At 74.3% G+C, this 13,382-nt stretch carries 10 protein-coding genes; 7 read left to right on the top strand and 3 right to left on the bottom strand.

Annotated elements, in window-relative coordinates:
• Nucleotides 1–78 precede the first annotated feature (78 nt).
• On the top strand, nucleotides 79–1,104 hold the full coding sequence (locus tag AB0399_RS19525) for a LacI family DNA-binding transcriptional regulator (protein ID WP_328460910.1): 1,026 nt from the start codon (nucleotides 79–81) through the stop codon (nucleotides 1,102–1,104).
• A gap of 163 nt (nucleotides 1,105–1,267) precedes the next feature.
• Nucleotides 1,268–2,437 (top strand): aldose epimerase family protein, encoded by a 1,170-nt coding sequence (locus tag AB0399_RS19520; protein ID WP_366412158.1) that lies wholly within the window; start codon nucleotides 1,268–1,270, stop codon nucleotides 2,435–2,437.
• On the opposite strand, the gene AB0399_RS19515 is transcribed toward AB0399_RS19520, so the two are convergent.
• On the bottom strand, nucleotides 2,326–3,294 hold the full coding sequence (locus AB0399_RS19515; RefSeq protein ID WP_366412157.1) for a phosphatase PAP2 family protein: 969 nt from the start codon (nucleotides 3,292–3,294) through the stop codon (nucleotides 2,326–2,328). The two genes, AB0399_RS19520 and AB0399_RS19515, sit on opposite strands and share 112 nt — an antisense overlap.
• 598 nt (nucleotides 3,295–3,892) lie before the next feature.
• The gene (locus AB0399_RS19510; RefSeq protein ID WP_366412156.1) at nucleotides 3,893–5,482 is read right to left on the bottom strand and encodes a GDSL-type esterase/lipase family protein; all 1,590 of its coding nucleotides are present in this window, start codon (nucleotides 5,480–5,482) and stop codon (nucleotides 3,893–3,895) included.
• A 195-nt stretch (nucleotides 5,483–5,677) separates the two neighbouring features.
• Between AB0399_RS19510 and AB0399_RS19505 the strand changes: the two genes are divergently transcribed.
• From AB0399_RS19505 to AB0399_RS19495, 3 genes are all read left to right on the top strand, one after another.
• Nucleotides 5,678–6,181 carry a GNAT family N-acetyltransferase gene (locus tag AB0399_RS19505; RefSeq protein ID WP_329372140.1) on the top strand — a complete coding sequence of 168 codons (504 nt, stop codon included), beginning with the start codon at nucleotides 5,678–5,680 and terminating at the stop codon, nucleotides 6,179–6,181.
• A gap of 100 nt (nucleotides 6,182–6,281) precedes the next feature.
• The gene (locus AB0399_RS19500) at nucleotides 6,282–7,364 is read left to right on the top strand and encodes an NAD(+)/NADH kinase (protein WP_366412188.1); all 1,083 of its coding nucleotides are present in this window, start codon (nucleotides 6,282–6,284) and stop codon (nucleotides 7,362–7,364) included.
• A 70-nt stretch (nucleotides 7,365–7,434) separates the two neighbouring features.
• Nucleotides 7,435–7,797, top strand: coding sequence for a hypothetical protein (locus AB0399_RS19495; RefSeq protein WP_329372138.1), 363 nt, complete (start codon nucleotides 7,435–7,437; stop codon nucleotides 7,795–7,797).
• A gap of 66 nt (nucleotides 7,798–7,863) precedes the next feature.
• Here the strand turns inward: AB0399_RS19495 and AB0399_RS19490 are convergent, their stop codons facing one another.
• Nucleotides 7,864–11,205: a discoidin domain-containing protein gene (locus AB0399_RS19490; protein WP_366412155.1), complete on the bottom strand. Its 3,342-nt coding sequence runs from the start codon at nucleotides 11,203–11,205 to the stop codon at nucleotides 7,864–7,866.
• 464 nt (nucleotides 11,206–11,669) lie between these two features.
• Between AB0399_RS19490 and AB0399_RS19485 the strand changes: the two genes are divergently transcribed.
• Nucleotides 11,670–12,395 (top strand): peptidase E, encoded by a 726-nt coding sequence (locus AB0399_RS19485; protein WP_366412154.1) that lies wholly within the window; start codon nucleotides 11,670–11,672, stop codon nucleotides 12,393–12,395.
• 449 nt (nucleotides 12,396–12,844) lie between these two features.
• The gene (locus AB0399_RS19480) at nucleotides 12,845–13,381 is read left to right on the top strand and encodes a phosphoribosyltransferase (RefSeq protein WP_366412153.1); all 537 of its coding nucleotides are present in this window, start codon (nucleotides 12,845–12,847) and stop codon (nucleotides 13,379–13,381) included.
• The last annotated feature ends 1 nt before the right edge of the window (nucleotide 13,382 follow it).

The raw sequence follows: 13,382 nt of genomic DNA, 5'->3' as shown, positions 1-13,382 counted from the left end.
ACAGCACCACCGCGGGCCGGGGGGCCGCAGACCTGAGCCGGACCGCGACGCAACCGGTCCGACCGAGAGAGGATTTCCGTGGGCGTCAGCCTCAAGGATGTCGCGCTGCGCGCCGGCGTGTCCGTGAAGACCGTCTCCAACGTGGTGAACGACTACCCCCACGTCACGCCGAGCACGCGCCGGCGGGTCCAGCAGGCGATCGACGAACTCGGCTACCGGCCCAACCTGACGGCACGCCACCTGCGCAAGGGCCGTACCGGCATCATCACGCTGGCCGTGCCCGAGCTCGGCAACCCCTACTTCGCGGAGGTGGCCGGCGCGGTGATCGACGCGGCAGCCCGGCACGAGCTGACGGTGCTGCTCGACCACACCGCGGGGCTGCGCGAGAAGGAGGTGCTGGTCTCGCAGGGGTTCCGCTCGCACGTCATCGACGGGCTGATCCTCAGCCCGATCCGGCTGGAGAGCGAGGACCTGCTGACCCGCCCCGAGGGCCCGCCGATGGTGCTGCTCGGCGAGCGCGAGTACGACGCCCCGTACGACCACATCATGATCGACAACGTGGGTGCGGCGCGGACCGCGGTACGGCATCTGCTGGACATCGGGCGGCGCCGGATCGCCTTCCTCGGCGCCCGCCGGGAGAGCGCGCGCCAGCCGGCCCACCTGCGGCTGCGCGGCTGGCGGGAGGCGATCACCGCCGCCGGGCTGGTCCCCGACGAGTCGATGGTCGCCGCCACCGAGGGCTACGACCGCGCCGACGGCGCCGCCGCGATGGCCGCGCTGCTGGACCGCGAGGACCGGCCCGACGCGGTGTTCGCCTACAACGACCTGATCGCCCTGGGCGCGATGCGCACCCTGGTCGAGCGGGGCCTGCGGGTGCCGGAGGACATCGCCGTGGTGGGCTTCGACGACATCGAGGAGAGCCGCTACGGCATGGTCTCGCTGACCACCGTCGCCCCGGACAAGGCCGCGCTGGCCCAACTCGCGGTGGACTGCCTGGTGGAGCGGATCGCGGTCGCCGGCGGCGCCGAACCGCCCCAGCCGCGCCGTATCCTGCCCGGCTACCGGCTGCTGGTCAGGGAGTCCACGGCGGTGCGAAGAAGCTGACGCCGGGGCCGCGCGTGCGGATCGCCGAGGCCCGCCCCGGCCCCGTCGCCGCGCCCCTCACCCGCCGACCGACCGCCGCCGCGCCCGCGCCCGTGTCCCTCCCCGTGGCCGGGCGGCGACCGTCGCGGCACGCCCTCCCACCGGCCCTCGTCCCAGGATGACCATGCCCTCTCAGTCCCCCGCGCCCGCCGCCTCCCTGCGCCGCTCGCCGTTCGGCACCGCACCGGGCGGCGCCGCCGTCGCGTGCTGGACGCTGGACTCGGGCACCGGGGTGCGCGCCGAAGTCCTCGACCACGGCGCCACCTTGCGCGGCCTGTACGTGCCGGACCCGGCCGGGCGCACCGAGGACGTCGTGCTCGGCCTGCCCGCGCTCGCCGACTACCTCGCCGACCAGCCCTACCTCGGGGCGGTCGTCGGCCGGTACGCCAACCGGATCGCGTACGGCCGGTTCACCCTCGACGGCCAGGCCCACCTGATCCCGCCCAACGACCGCGGGCACGCCCTGCACGGCGGCCCGGACGGCTTCCACCGCCGGGGCTGGCAGGCCGCGCCCGCCGCGGACAACGGCCCGGACACCGCCGCGCTGCGGCTGACCCTGCACAGCCCGGACGGCGACATGGGCTTCCCCGGCGCGCTCGACGTCGAGGTGGTCTACCGGCTCACCGCCGCGGGCACGCTGAGCGTCGACTACCGCGCCCGCGCCGACCGGGCCACCCACGTGAACCTCACCAACCACGCCTACTTCAACCTGGCGGGCGCCGGACGCGGCGACATCCTCGGCCACACCCTGCGGCTGGACTCCGACGGCTACCTGCCGGTCACGGCCGAGGCGGTGCCGCTCGGCCCGGTCGCGCCCACCGCGGGCAGCGCCTTCGACTTCGGCCGGGCCCGGACGATCGGCGAGCGGATCGGCGACCGGGACCGGCAACTCGCCGACGCCGGCGGCTACGACCACTGCTGGACGCTGGCCGCGCCGGAGCCGGGCGGGGCGCCGCGCCGGGCCGCCCGGCTCGACGACCCGGGCAGCGGGCGGTGCATGGAGGTGTGGACCACCGAGCCGGGCATCCAGGTCTACACCGGCAACGCGCTGGACGGCTCGCTGACCGGCCCGGCCGGCCGGCCGTACCCGCGGCACGGCGCGGTGTGCCTGGAGACCCAGCACTTCCCGGACTCGCCGAACCGGCCGGAGTACCCGGCGACGGTACTGCGGCCGGGCGAGGTCTACGTCAGCCGGACCGAGTTCCGCTTCCCCCACCTGGGGGCGCCCTCGACCGCGGCCGCGGTGGCCGACGGCTCGTCGGAGGCGTCGCGTGCCGACGGGTCGGACGCCTGATCGCCCTCCCCTCCCCCGCCCTTGCCGTCCCCGGCGGACCGGCGCAGCTTCGGGTAGGCCCGGCGGCCGAAGAGCAGCCGCTGGAGGAGGAAGCCGATGGCGAGGGTGGCCGCGCCGGCCACCGCGTCGGCGAAGAAGTGGTTGGCGGTGGAGATGATGACCACGAAGGTGGCCAGCGGGTAGCACACGCCGAGCACCCGCAGCCAGGTCCAGCGGGCCAGGAAGAACAGCGTCAGCCCGCACCACGCCGACCAGACGATGTGCACCGACGGCATCGCGGCGTACTGGTTGGACACCGTGGAGACGTGCCCGGAGTCCCAGGAGCCGTGGGTGTGGTGGCTGACGATGGTGTCGATGAACCCCTCGGAGCGCAGGAAGCGCGGCGGGGCGAGCGCGAAGAGCGTGAAGCCGACCAGTGCCAGGCAGGTCGCGGTGTACAGCGCGGTGCGGGCCGCCCGGTAGTACTGCGGGCGGCGGGCGTAGAGCCAGATCAGCACCGCCGGGGTGATCGCGAAGTGCAGCGTCGCGTAGTAGTAGTTCATGCCGACCGTCAGCCAGTTGATCTTGTCGACGGCGTGGTTGAGGCTCAGCTCGAAGTCGACGTGCAGCAGCCGCTCGAAGTGCAGGACCTCGCGGGCGCGGTGCAGTGCCTCGCTCTTCTCCCGCGGGACGTAGCGGCGGGTGCGGCTGTAGGCCAGGTACAGGGCGACGGTGAAGGCGAGTTCCAGCAGCAGCCGGGGCCGGTTGCGCGGGCGCATCCGGGCGGGCAGCAGCGGGAACCGCCGCAGGCCGGCGGGCCGGTCCTCGGTGTCCGGGGTCTGCGCGGTGTCGGCCGAGCCGGTGGTGGTGGCGGTCATCGGGCGCCTCCCGGTACGGCCGCGGCCCGCCGACGTGCCTCGGCACCGCCCCGGCGGTGACGGGTCGGTGCAGGTCCCGGCCTTCGCCCGCGCGGTGACGGGCTCGGCAGGCTCGGCGAATACGCCAGCAGCATGCGGTCGATCTCTCTTCCCGAACGATCCGGCGACAAGCCGGGCGACTCGCCCGACACTACATCGGACACCAAAACGTCCGGCTACCGATACCGACCGGACATCTTTGCTCGATGGGCGCGGTCACGGAGCGTACCTGGCGAGGCGCGGGTCGCCAAGTCGCCCGCCGCGGTGCAGGGGTGCGCACGGCGCCGGGGCGCGGGCGTCGGGAGAGGTCGGCGCGATTCCCGGGGGCGCGGGCGAAGACGGTCGGCGCGGCATTGGCCGCCGACCCGCAACCGACCCCGGACGCCGTCACATTGGGTGATGTGGGTGATCTTGGCCACATGCCGGAGCCCGCGGCAGGACACCACTGCGGCGCGGGTGCGGCGGCGCCCTGGCGGCGGTACGGCACCGGCACGGCGCCGCCGCGGCATCGCTGCGGCCTCGCTGCGGCACCGTCAGGGGCCGGGGCGGGAGGCGGAGGTCAGGGCTCCCGGGCGGGGGCGGTCGTGGGCGTGTTCGCGGGCGTGTTCGCGGGGGCGCCCGCACCGGCCACGCCGCCGGCAGCCGTCGCGGCGGGTCCGGCCCCCGGCGAAGCGGTGGTGCCCGGCGTACCGCCGCCGGTCGGTGTCGGGCCGGGCTGGGCCGTGCGGTCGGGGTGGGCGGCGCGGTCGGCCTCGATCGCACCGAGCGCCTGCTGGTCGGCGAGCGCGATGGCGAGTTCCCCGGCCGCGGTCGGGTGCAGCGGCGCCTTGCCGGTGGCGTCCTGCACGAACGGCTGCTTGCTGCACAGTTCGTGCCCCTCGAAGCCCGGCCGGGCGACGGCGAAGTGGAAGGTGGCGGCGCCGCTCTCCAGCACCGCGTTGAGGTCAGACAGCCGGGAGCCGAGGACGTCGGCCTTCTCCCGGGTGATGCCGTCCTTCTTCAGGCAGCCGGTGTCCGGCCCGAACGGGTCGTAGTACTCGTTGACCAGCACCGCCGGATGGTGCGGCAGCGCGGCGAGTTGTTCGAGCAGGTCCAGGTAGTCCTGGGTGAAGCCGGCCAGCTCCTCCTTGAAGTACGCGGTGGACGCGTCGTCGTCGCAGACCGGCGCCGCCGCGCAGAGCCCGGTCAGCAGCCCCCAGTTCATGTCGTTGGCGCCGATGCTGACGATCACGGTCGACGCGCCGGTCGCCCGCTGGGCGACCGCGAGCTGCGGCGGCACCACCTTGCCGCCGCGCACTTGCACCCCGAGGATGCCGTCGGACACGGTGGCGCCCTGGCAGGCGAGGTTGAGCACCTTCCAGCCGTTGGCGGCGGCGAGGTCGGCCGCGTAGGCGTCGGAGCTTCGGCCGCAGGTGCGGTCCAGCGCGGTGGGGTGCTCCACCAGCGGGTTGCCGATGCCCGCGGCGGTCGAGTCGCCGATCACCACCGCGTGGATGCCCGGCAGCGCGGGGCCCTTGGCGGCGGGCACCGGCTCCGCACGGGTCCGGCCGACCAGGTCGTCGAGCGTGTGCACCTGGCGCAGCGCGCGGGGGGTCCCGGAGGCGAGCAGGTACACCCCGGCGGCGTTCGCCGCGCTCACCGTCACCAGGGTCGCGGCGAGCATCGTCAGCATGGTGCGGTGCGAGGTGCGGCCGGCGCCCGCGATGGCGATGGTGATCACGCCCGCGCAGCCGGCCGCGACGAGGGTCTCCCAGATGCAGTAGCGCTTCCAGCCCGCCGCGAGCTGCCGGCTGAGCATCGGCACCAGCGCGTTGTCGCCGTCGGCGTGGAACGCCTGGTTCACCTGCGAGTCGAGGGTGATGTGGGCGAGCTTGAGCTTGGGGCGGATCGGCCCGTCGAAGCGCGGCTGGGTCGGGATCGCCTCGCCGAACAGGTCCAGCTCGCCGGGGCCGGACCGGCTCAGGCCCGGCTGGGCGGCGCCGACCTGCACGTTCTGGCCGGCCGCGGAGACCGACTGCATGGGGGTGAGCCGCACCGCCAGCCAGATCCCGGCGGCGCTGGCGACCGCGATCAGTACGGCCGCGAGCAGCAGGTTGCGGCCCCGGCGCAGCCACCGCGCCCTGCCGTTTCCGCACCTCACGAGCCCCACGCGCTTCCCTCTCACCGCCCGGGCCCGCCTTGCGCGTGGCCCTGTGTCCGATCCATCCTGCGCGGCTCCCTTGCGAGGCCGCCTGCCCACGACCCTAACGGGCCAACCCGGACGAACGCCCCATCGCACCCCATCGCGCCCCGGCTCGCACCCCTGCCGGTCCCGGCCGGAACCACCGCCCCTACGGTGGGGCGCATGTACCGGCTGCGCCCGTTCGAACCCGCCGATGCCCCCGCCCTGACCGCGATGCTGCACCGCGCCTACGCGGAACTGGGCGGGCGCGGGCTGAACTTCACCGCGGTGGACCAGACGGAGCGGACCACGCTGAAGCGGGCCGGGACGGGCGCCTCGTGGCTGCTGGTGGACGGCTCCCGGATCGCGGCGAGCCTGACGATGACGCTGCCGCCGCACGAGACGCTGCGCCGGCTGAGCCGCACCGCGGCGGCTCCGGGCCGGGCCTGGCTCAACCAGATGGCGGTCGATCCCGCGGACCGCGGCCAGGGGCTCGCCTCCCGGCTGTGGGCGGTGGGCCGCCGGTGGGCCGGCGACGCGGGCGCCTCCCACCTCGGCGTGGACACCGCGGAACCCGCGGCGCACCTGGTCGAGCTGTACACGGCGTGGGGCTTCGCCCGGCGCGAGACCGTCCAGTGGCCGGGCAAGACGTACCGCAGCGCCGTCATGGAACGGCCGTGTGGGTGACCGGCGTCCCCCACACGGCGGACCCGGCGCCGCCGCGCCCCGGGCCGGACCACGCGCCGACCGGGCCCCGGCCCCGGCCCGCCCCTACGGTGAAGGGGTGATCGAGCGGATCGGGCTGGTCGTGCACGGCGGCAAGGAGGCCGCCGTGGCGGCCGCGGCACGCGTCAAGGCATGGGCCCGGGCACGCGGCGTCCCGTGCGCGGAGATCGACGTGTGGAACACCCCTGCCGCCGACGGCGACGAGAAGGACGGCGGCATGGGGCGGCTGACCGCGCTGGAGGAGGCGGAACAGGCCGGGCTGCCGGACCTGGTGGTGACCGTCGGCGGCGACGGCACCCTGCTGCGCGGGGTGCGGGTGGCCGCGGCGGTGGACGCCCTGGTGCTCGGGATCGACGTGGGCCGAGTGGGGTTCCTCACCGAGGTGCCCGTGCCGGACCTGGAGGCGGCGCTGGACGCGGTGCACGCCGGCACCGGGCACGTCGACGCACGGCTGATGCTCACCATGCGCGCCTCCCGCCCGCTGGAGATCCCGACCGGGATGCAGGCCCTGCTGCGGTACGGCCGCGGCCCCCTGCTGCCGCCGCCGACCCCGCGCGACGCCGATCCCGGGCACACCGGGTGGGGCGTTCCCCTGGACGTGCTGGGCCTGAACGACGTGGTCTTCGAGAAGCTGGCCAGGGACCGCCAGGCGAGCGTCGCGATCTACGTGTCGGGGCGGCTGCTCGGCTTCTACTCGGCGGACGCGTTCGTGGTGGCCTCCTCCACCGGGTCCACCGCGTACAGCTTCGCCGCGGGCGGCCCGATCGTCTCGCCGCACCTGGACGCGCTGGTGTTCACTCCGGTGGCCCCGCACATGGTCTTCGACCGCAGCCTGGTGCTGTCCGCGCGCGAGGAGCGGGTGGCGGTGCGGGTGCTGGAGCGGTCGGGGCGGGTCGCGGTCAGCGTGGACGGACGGCTCTGCGGGGTGCTCGACCCCGGTGACTGGGTGTCGGTGTACGCGGCGCCGCGGCGGGCGCGGCTGGCCCGGCTGGCCGACCCCGACTTCCTCGGCCGGGTCCGCGACCGGTTCGGCCTGGCCGACGCGCCCGCCGCGCTGGCCGACGGCTCGGCGCCCGCGGAGTACCGTCCGGCCCAGCCGCTTCCGGACGACCTCGCGCACCCGGGCCCGCCCGACATCCACTGACACCCCGACACCCTCCGAACCATCCGCGTCCGCCCGGTACACACGTGTACCGACGGCGTACGCTCCCGGCATGAGGGACAGCGATTTCGTACGGCGGATCATCGGCATCCTCACCGAGGCCCGGCAGATGCAGGTGCTGCTGGAGGAGGACCCCGACCGGCAGGACATCTCGGGCGACAACGTACGCGCGCTGCTCAACGAGACCATGCCGACCATCGAGTTCCCCGCCGACGCCAGCCCGAGCGAGATCGGCGAGGCGCTGAGCATCCAGCTCAGCCCGGTGATCGAGCGCCTGACCGGGGCGTTCTCGCTGATCTTCCTCCAGCTCGCGGACGTCCACGACGCGGGCCGCACCGACGTGACGTCCGCGGACATACTCCAGGACCTCGCCCTGCGGGCCGACGAGCTGTGGCCGGGCGAGGAGGAGTCGTGACCGCGGGCCCGGCCGCCGGTGGTGCCGTGACCCGCGCGCGGCGGGCCACGGCACCGGCGGCCGCCGTCAGCCGGCGGCGGTGACCGTCGAGGGCAGCGACAGCGTGCCGGTCAGCGGCAGGTTCCGGGACGAGTCGCCGACGAGGATCTGGTAGTTCCCCGCGGCGGCCGTCCAGGTGCCGGAGCCGGTGTCCCATGACGCGAGGTCACGGGTGCTGACGGTGAAGGTCACCGTCCCGGATGCGCCCGGGGCCAGCGAGATCCGCTGGAAGCCCTTCAACTGGTGCGGTGGCTCCCCCGCCGCGCCGGGATCGCCGACGTACAGCTGCGCGACCTCCGCGCCGGCCCTGCTCCCGGTGTTGGTGACGGTCGCGGTGACCGTGGCGCGGCTGCCGGAGATCGCCCCCACGTGCAGGTCGCTGAAGGCGAAGTCCGTGTACGACAGGCCGTACCCGAACGGGAAGAGCGGTGCGACGTTCTTCGCGTCGTACCACCGGTAGCCGATGTCCAGGCCCTCGGAGTACTCGACCTTGCCGTCGGTGCCCGGCCACTGCGCGGTGGTGTTCGCCGGGACCTGGGCGAGCGAGGTCGGGAAGGTCACCGGCAGGTGTCCGGAGGGGTTGGCGTCGCCGAAGAGCAGCGCGGCGATCGCCTCGCCCCACTCCTGCCCGTCGTAGAAGCCCTCGAAGACGCCGGCGACCTGGTCCAGCCACGGCATGAGGATCGCCGCGTTGTCGTTGAGCACCACGATGGTGTGCGGGTTGGCCGCCGCCACCGCGGAGATCAGCGCGTCCTGGTCGTTCGGGAGGTTGAGCGAGGTGTTGTCCGCCTCCTCGTGGCCGTAGTTGTCACTGGCGAAGACGATCGCCACGTCGGAGGACTTGGCGAGCGCGGCGGCGGAGCTCTGGTCGGTGCCGTCGTTGTAGGTGACCGAGGTGCCGGTGCCCTGCAACCGGTCCTGGATGCCGATGATCGGAGTGTAGGTGCCCGCGCTGGTGACGGTGCCGCTGCCGCCGCCGATGGTCTGGGCGCCGGGTCCGGCGTCCTGGCCGATCACGGCGACGGACTTGGTGCTCGACGTGCTCAGCGGCAGGATGCCGTTGTTCTTCAGCAGCACCGTGCCCTCCTCGTCGCCCTTCAGCGCGACCTGCGCGTGTGCCGGGGTGGTGACGATCGCGGTCTTGGAGCCGGACGGTGCCTTGTCGAACATGCCGAACCGGAACATCTGGGTGAGCACCCGGGAGACCATCGTGTCCACGGTGGCCTGGCTGACCTGGCCGTCCTGCACGGCCTGGATCAGGTAGTCGGCGTAGTAGTAGCCGCCGGGCATCTCCACGGCGAGCCCCGCGTTCGCGGAGTCGACGGTGGAGTGGATAGCGCCCCAGTCGGAGGTGACGAACCCGGTGAAGCCGGCCTGCTGGTAGAGCGGCTTGTTGAGGATGTCGGGGTTCTGGCAGGAGGGCACGTTGTTCACGTTGCTGTACGCGCACATCACCGAGGCCGCGCCGCCCTGCTCGATGGCGGTCTGGAACGCGGGCAGGTAGATCTCCTGGAGCGTGCGCGCGTCCACGTCGATGGTGCCGGCCGGCTGCTCGATGTTGTACGCGGCCGCGTGCTTGACCTCCGCCATCACGCCCTGGCCCTGGATGCCCTGGACGTCCGCGGCGCCCATCTGCCCGGACAGGTAGGGGTCCTCGCCGAACGTCTCGAACGCGCGGCCCCAGCGCGGGTCGCGCACCATGTTGACGGTCGGGCCGAGCGCCACGTTCACGCCCTTGGCGGCGAACTCCTGGCCGACCGCGGTGCCGTAGTCCTGCTCGTAGGCGGTGTCGAAGGTCGCGGCCGACACCAGCCCCGAGGGCATCTGCGTGACCCCGCCGAGGCCGTCGCCGACACCGGCCGGGCCGTCCTCGAAGTTGACGTCGGGGACGCACAGTGACGGGTTGCCGATGATCTTGCCGATGTAGTCGGGCGAGTCGGTGCCGTGCAGCATGGCGACCTTCTCGTCCAGCGACATCTGGCCCATGAGCTGGGCGACGCGGGTGGCGGCCGGCGCGGTGGAGTTCACCCACGGGCAGTCGCCGGGCGCGGGCCGGCTCGGCGGGGGCGGCACGGTGCCGGTCACGTCGCCGACGGTGTGGACCTGGAACTCCCACAGGGCGTAGCCGTATCCGGTCGCGCGCGTGGTGCCGTACATCCGGATGTAGCGGCCGGTGCCGGTCACGTCGAGGGTCTGCTTGCCGCCGGTGCCCGTGGTGGTGGAGTAGACCGGGCTCCAGGTGGAGCCGTCGGCGGAGACCTGGATCTGGAAGCCGGTGGCGTAGGCGTTCTCCCACTGGAGCACCACCTGGCAGATCGGCAGGCTCGCGCCGAGGTCCACCTCGAACCACTGCGGGTCGGCGTAGGCGCTCGCCCAGCGGGTCACGGTGCTGCCGTCCACGGCGTAGTTGGGCGAGTAGCCGGGGTCGTCGTCCTGCACGGAGGAGGCGGTGGCCGGGTGGCCGAGGGCGGCGTTGGTGGTGCCGCAGTCGCCGGTCGGGGTGCCGCCGCCGTCGCCGCTGCCGCCGGTGCGGACCTGGAACTCCCACAGCGAGTAGCCGTATCCGGTCGCGCGGGCGGTGCCGTACATCCGGATGTAGCGGCCGGTGCCGGTCACGTCGAGGGTCTGGGTGCCGCCGGTACCGGTGGTGGTGGAGTAGACCGGGCTCCAGGTGGAAGCGTTGTCGGAGACCTGGATCTGGAAGGCGGTGGCGTAGGCCGCCTCCCACTGGAGCACCACTTCGCAGATCGGCACGCTGGCGCCGAGGTCGATCTGGAGCCACTGCGGGTCGGCCGCCGCGCTGGACCAGCGGGTGCCGGCGTCGCCGTCCACCGCCGCGGACGCCGGGGTGCCGGCGTTCTCCGTGGAGGAGGCGGTCGCGGGCTGGTCGAGCGCGGAGTTCGCCGAGCCGCAGCTCGCGCTCGTGCCCCCGGTGAGGGTGCCGTAGACCTGGAACTCCCAGAGCGAGTAGCCGTATCCGGTGGCCCGCTTGGTGCCGTACATCCGGACATAGCGGCCGGAAGCGTTTACGGCCAGCGTCTGCGTGCCCCCGGTGCCGGTGGTGGTGGAGTAGGCCGGGGTCCAGGTGGAGCCGTCGGCGGAGACCTGGATCTGGAAGCCGGTGGCGTAGGCCGCCTCCCAGGTCAGGACGACCTTGCTGACGCTCGCGTTCGCGCCCAGGTCGACCTGGAGCCACTGCGGGTCGGCGGCGGCGCTGGACCAGCGGGTGCCGGTGTCACCGTCCACCGCCGCGGACGCCGGGGTGCCGGCGTTCTCGATCGAGGACGCGGTGGCGGGCTTGCCCTGCGACAGCAGGGCGGCGTCGGCGGCGTGCGCGGGCCCGGTCCCGCCGAAGAGAGTTGCGGTCATGGCCATGACGGTGACTGCGACCAGCCACGCGAAGCGGATTCTTCGGACCGCGGCACGCGCCGCCGTCCGATGAGTGGAGGACATGGATCTCCCTCGCGATGTGGGGGGTGGTGGGGGGTGTGCGCGGGCGGCACGAGACGGCCGCGGAACCCCGGACCGTCCGTCGGGTCCGCGCCTGGCACCGCGTCAGCGGTCCGCCCACACACGGGAGAGCGCTCTCCCGCACCGGGAAGTGAACAGCCGGCACGCCGGGGGCGTCAAGGGCGGTCCACGTCAAAACTTGCTCTGTACGGTGGGGAGGTGGGGGTTCCGGTTCGGCACTCGGCCGGCCGTGGTCTGCCGGCAGCGTCCGCCTCGGTCCGGGTCCGGGTCTCGTGCCACGGCCCGGCTGCCGTCGCTCCGCCGCGGTCCGGGTCCGCCGGCGCCGGACCGTCCCGGTATCCGCACGTCCGAGGAGGCAACTCGTGTCCACCACTCCCCCGGCGCGCCAAGTCGCCCTGCTCGGCGGGGGTTTCTCCGCCGGCGACGACGGGTTGATCGACGACTGGCTGCTCGGGCACGCGCGGGTCCCGCGCCCCCGGGTCTGCTTCGTGCCCACCGCCAGCGGCGACGCCGAGGGATACGTCGCCCGGTTCCGTGCCGCGTTCGAGCCGCGCGGGGACTGCGAGGCGACCGTACTGTCCCTGTTCCGGCGGGAGTTGGACGACCAGGCGCTGCGTGCGTTCGTGCTCGCCCAGGACGTCGTCTACGTCGGCGGCGGCAACACCGCGAACCTGCTGGCGGTATGGCGCGTGCACGGCCTGGACCGGCTGCTGCGCGAGGCGTACGACCTCGGGACCCTGATGTGCGGGGTCAGCGCGGGCGCCAACTGCTGGGCCCGGGGCTCCCACACCGACTCCTTCGGCCCGCTCACCTTCCTGCCCGACGGGTTGGGCCTGCTGCCCGGCTCCGTCTGCCCGCACTACGACACCGAGGCCGGGCGCCGCGAGTCCTACCGCGCCTTCGTGGCCTCCGGTGCCCTGCCCCCGGGTTGGGCGGTCGACGACGGCGCCGCGGCCCTGTTCACCGACGGCCACCTCACCGAAGCGGTCACCCGCGTCCCCGCCGCCCGCCTGTACCGCGTCGAGCCGGACGGCCGGGGCGGGACGACCGAGCGGGCCCTGCCGTGCGCCGCGCTGCCGTCGGGCTGAGCGGCACCCGGGGGCGGGAGGACCGTTGTCCGTCGCCCGGAGCACGGTGATGGACGACCCGGGGGGACGAGGCCCCGCTCTTGCCGGCGCTGGGCCGGCATCGTGGCGGCGGGGCCCGAGCGTCGCGCCCTCGGCCGCGTTCGCGGCGCCGGACGCCCCGGCCGCACCTCGGGAACGCGAGGCACCGCTCGCCTGGTTGGCCGCATCGGCACGGGGCCGCTGGACGCCTTGCGGAAGGCCGGCCCGGATCGCGGTCGCCGGACGTGGTGGGGGAGGCGCGGTCCCCGCGGACCTGCGGCGCCGTCGACGTCTGCGACGCGCCGGCGTGCGGGCCGACGCCTGGCAGCGTGAACTCGACCGTCCGGGACGGGTGTTGACACGGCAGACGGACCCGGCCGGCGGCGATATCGGATTGCCGCGGGTCGGCGCGGACCGCGACACTGCGGCGTGTGACCGTACTTGCCCGTGATCTGGTGCTCGAACACTTCCGGTGGGACCAAGGGCACGCCGACGTGTGGGCGGTCTTCCGGGACGCGGAGGCCATGGCGGCGGTGGTCGCCGGGCTCGTCGCGCCGTTCCGGGACGCGCGGGTCACCGCGGTCTGCGGGATCGAGTCGCGCGGGTTCCTCCTCGGCGGCGCCGCGGCGGTCGCGCTGGGCGCCGGGTTCGTGCCGATCCGCAAGTCGGGCAGCCTGTTCCCCGGGGACAAGGTCGTGCGGCGCACACCGCCCGACTACCGTCACCGCCGGCACACTCTGCGGATGCAGCGGGGCTCGCTCGGGGTGGGCGACCGGGTCGTCCTGGTCGACGACTGGATCGAGACCGGCAGCCAGGCCGCGACCGCCCGCGCCATGGCCGAGGAGTGCGGCGCCGGTTGGCTGGGATGCAGCGTCGTCGTGGACCAACTCGCCGAGGAGCGCAGGGCGGTGCTCGGTCCCGTCCACGCCCTTCTCACCGCACGCGAACTCCCCGCGCCCGCGGGGTGAA

Source organism: Streptomyces sp. NPDC088194 (assembly GCF_040702025.1).
GTDB lineage: Bacteria > Actinomycetota > Actinomycetes > Streptomycetales > Streptomycetaceae > Actinacidiphila.
Note: the sequence above shows the minus strand (reverse complement) of the source record. Positions and strands in the feature narration are given on the sequence as shown.

Coding starts and splice junctions, on each gene's coding strand:
- AB0399_RS19520 (WP_366412158.1), top strand. CDS start 1,268: ATGCCCTCTCAGTCCCCCGCGCCCGCCGCCTCCCTGCGCCGCTCGCCG.
- AB0399_RS19515 (WP_366412157.1), bottom strand. CDS start 3,294: ATGACCGCCACCACCACCGGCTCGGCCGACACCGCGCAGACCCCGGAC.
- AB0399_RS19505 (WP_329372140.1), top strand. CDS start 5,678: ATGTACCGGCTGCGCCCGTTCGAACCCGCCGATGCCCCCGCCCTGACC.
- AB0399_RS19495 (WP_329372138.1), top strand. CDS start 7,435: ATGAGGGACAGCGATTTCGTACGGCGGATCATCGGCATCCTCACCGAG.
- AB0399_RS19490 (WP_366412155.1), bottom strand. CDS start 11,205: ATGACCGCAACTCTCTTCGGCGGGACCGGGCCCGCGCACGCCGCCGAC.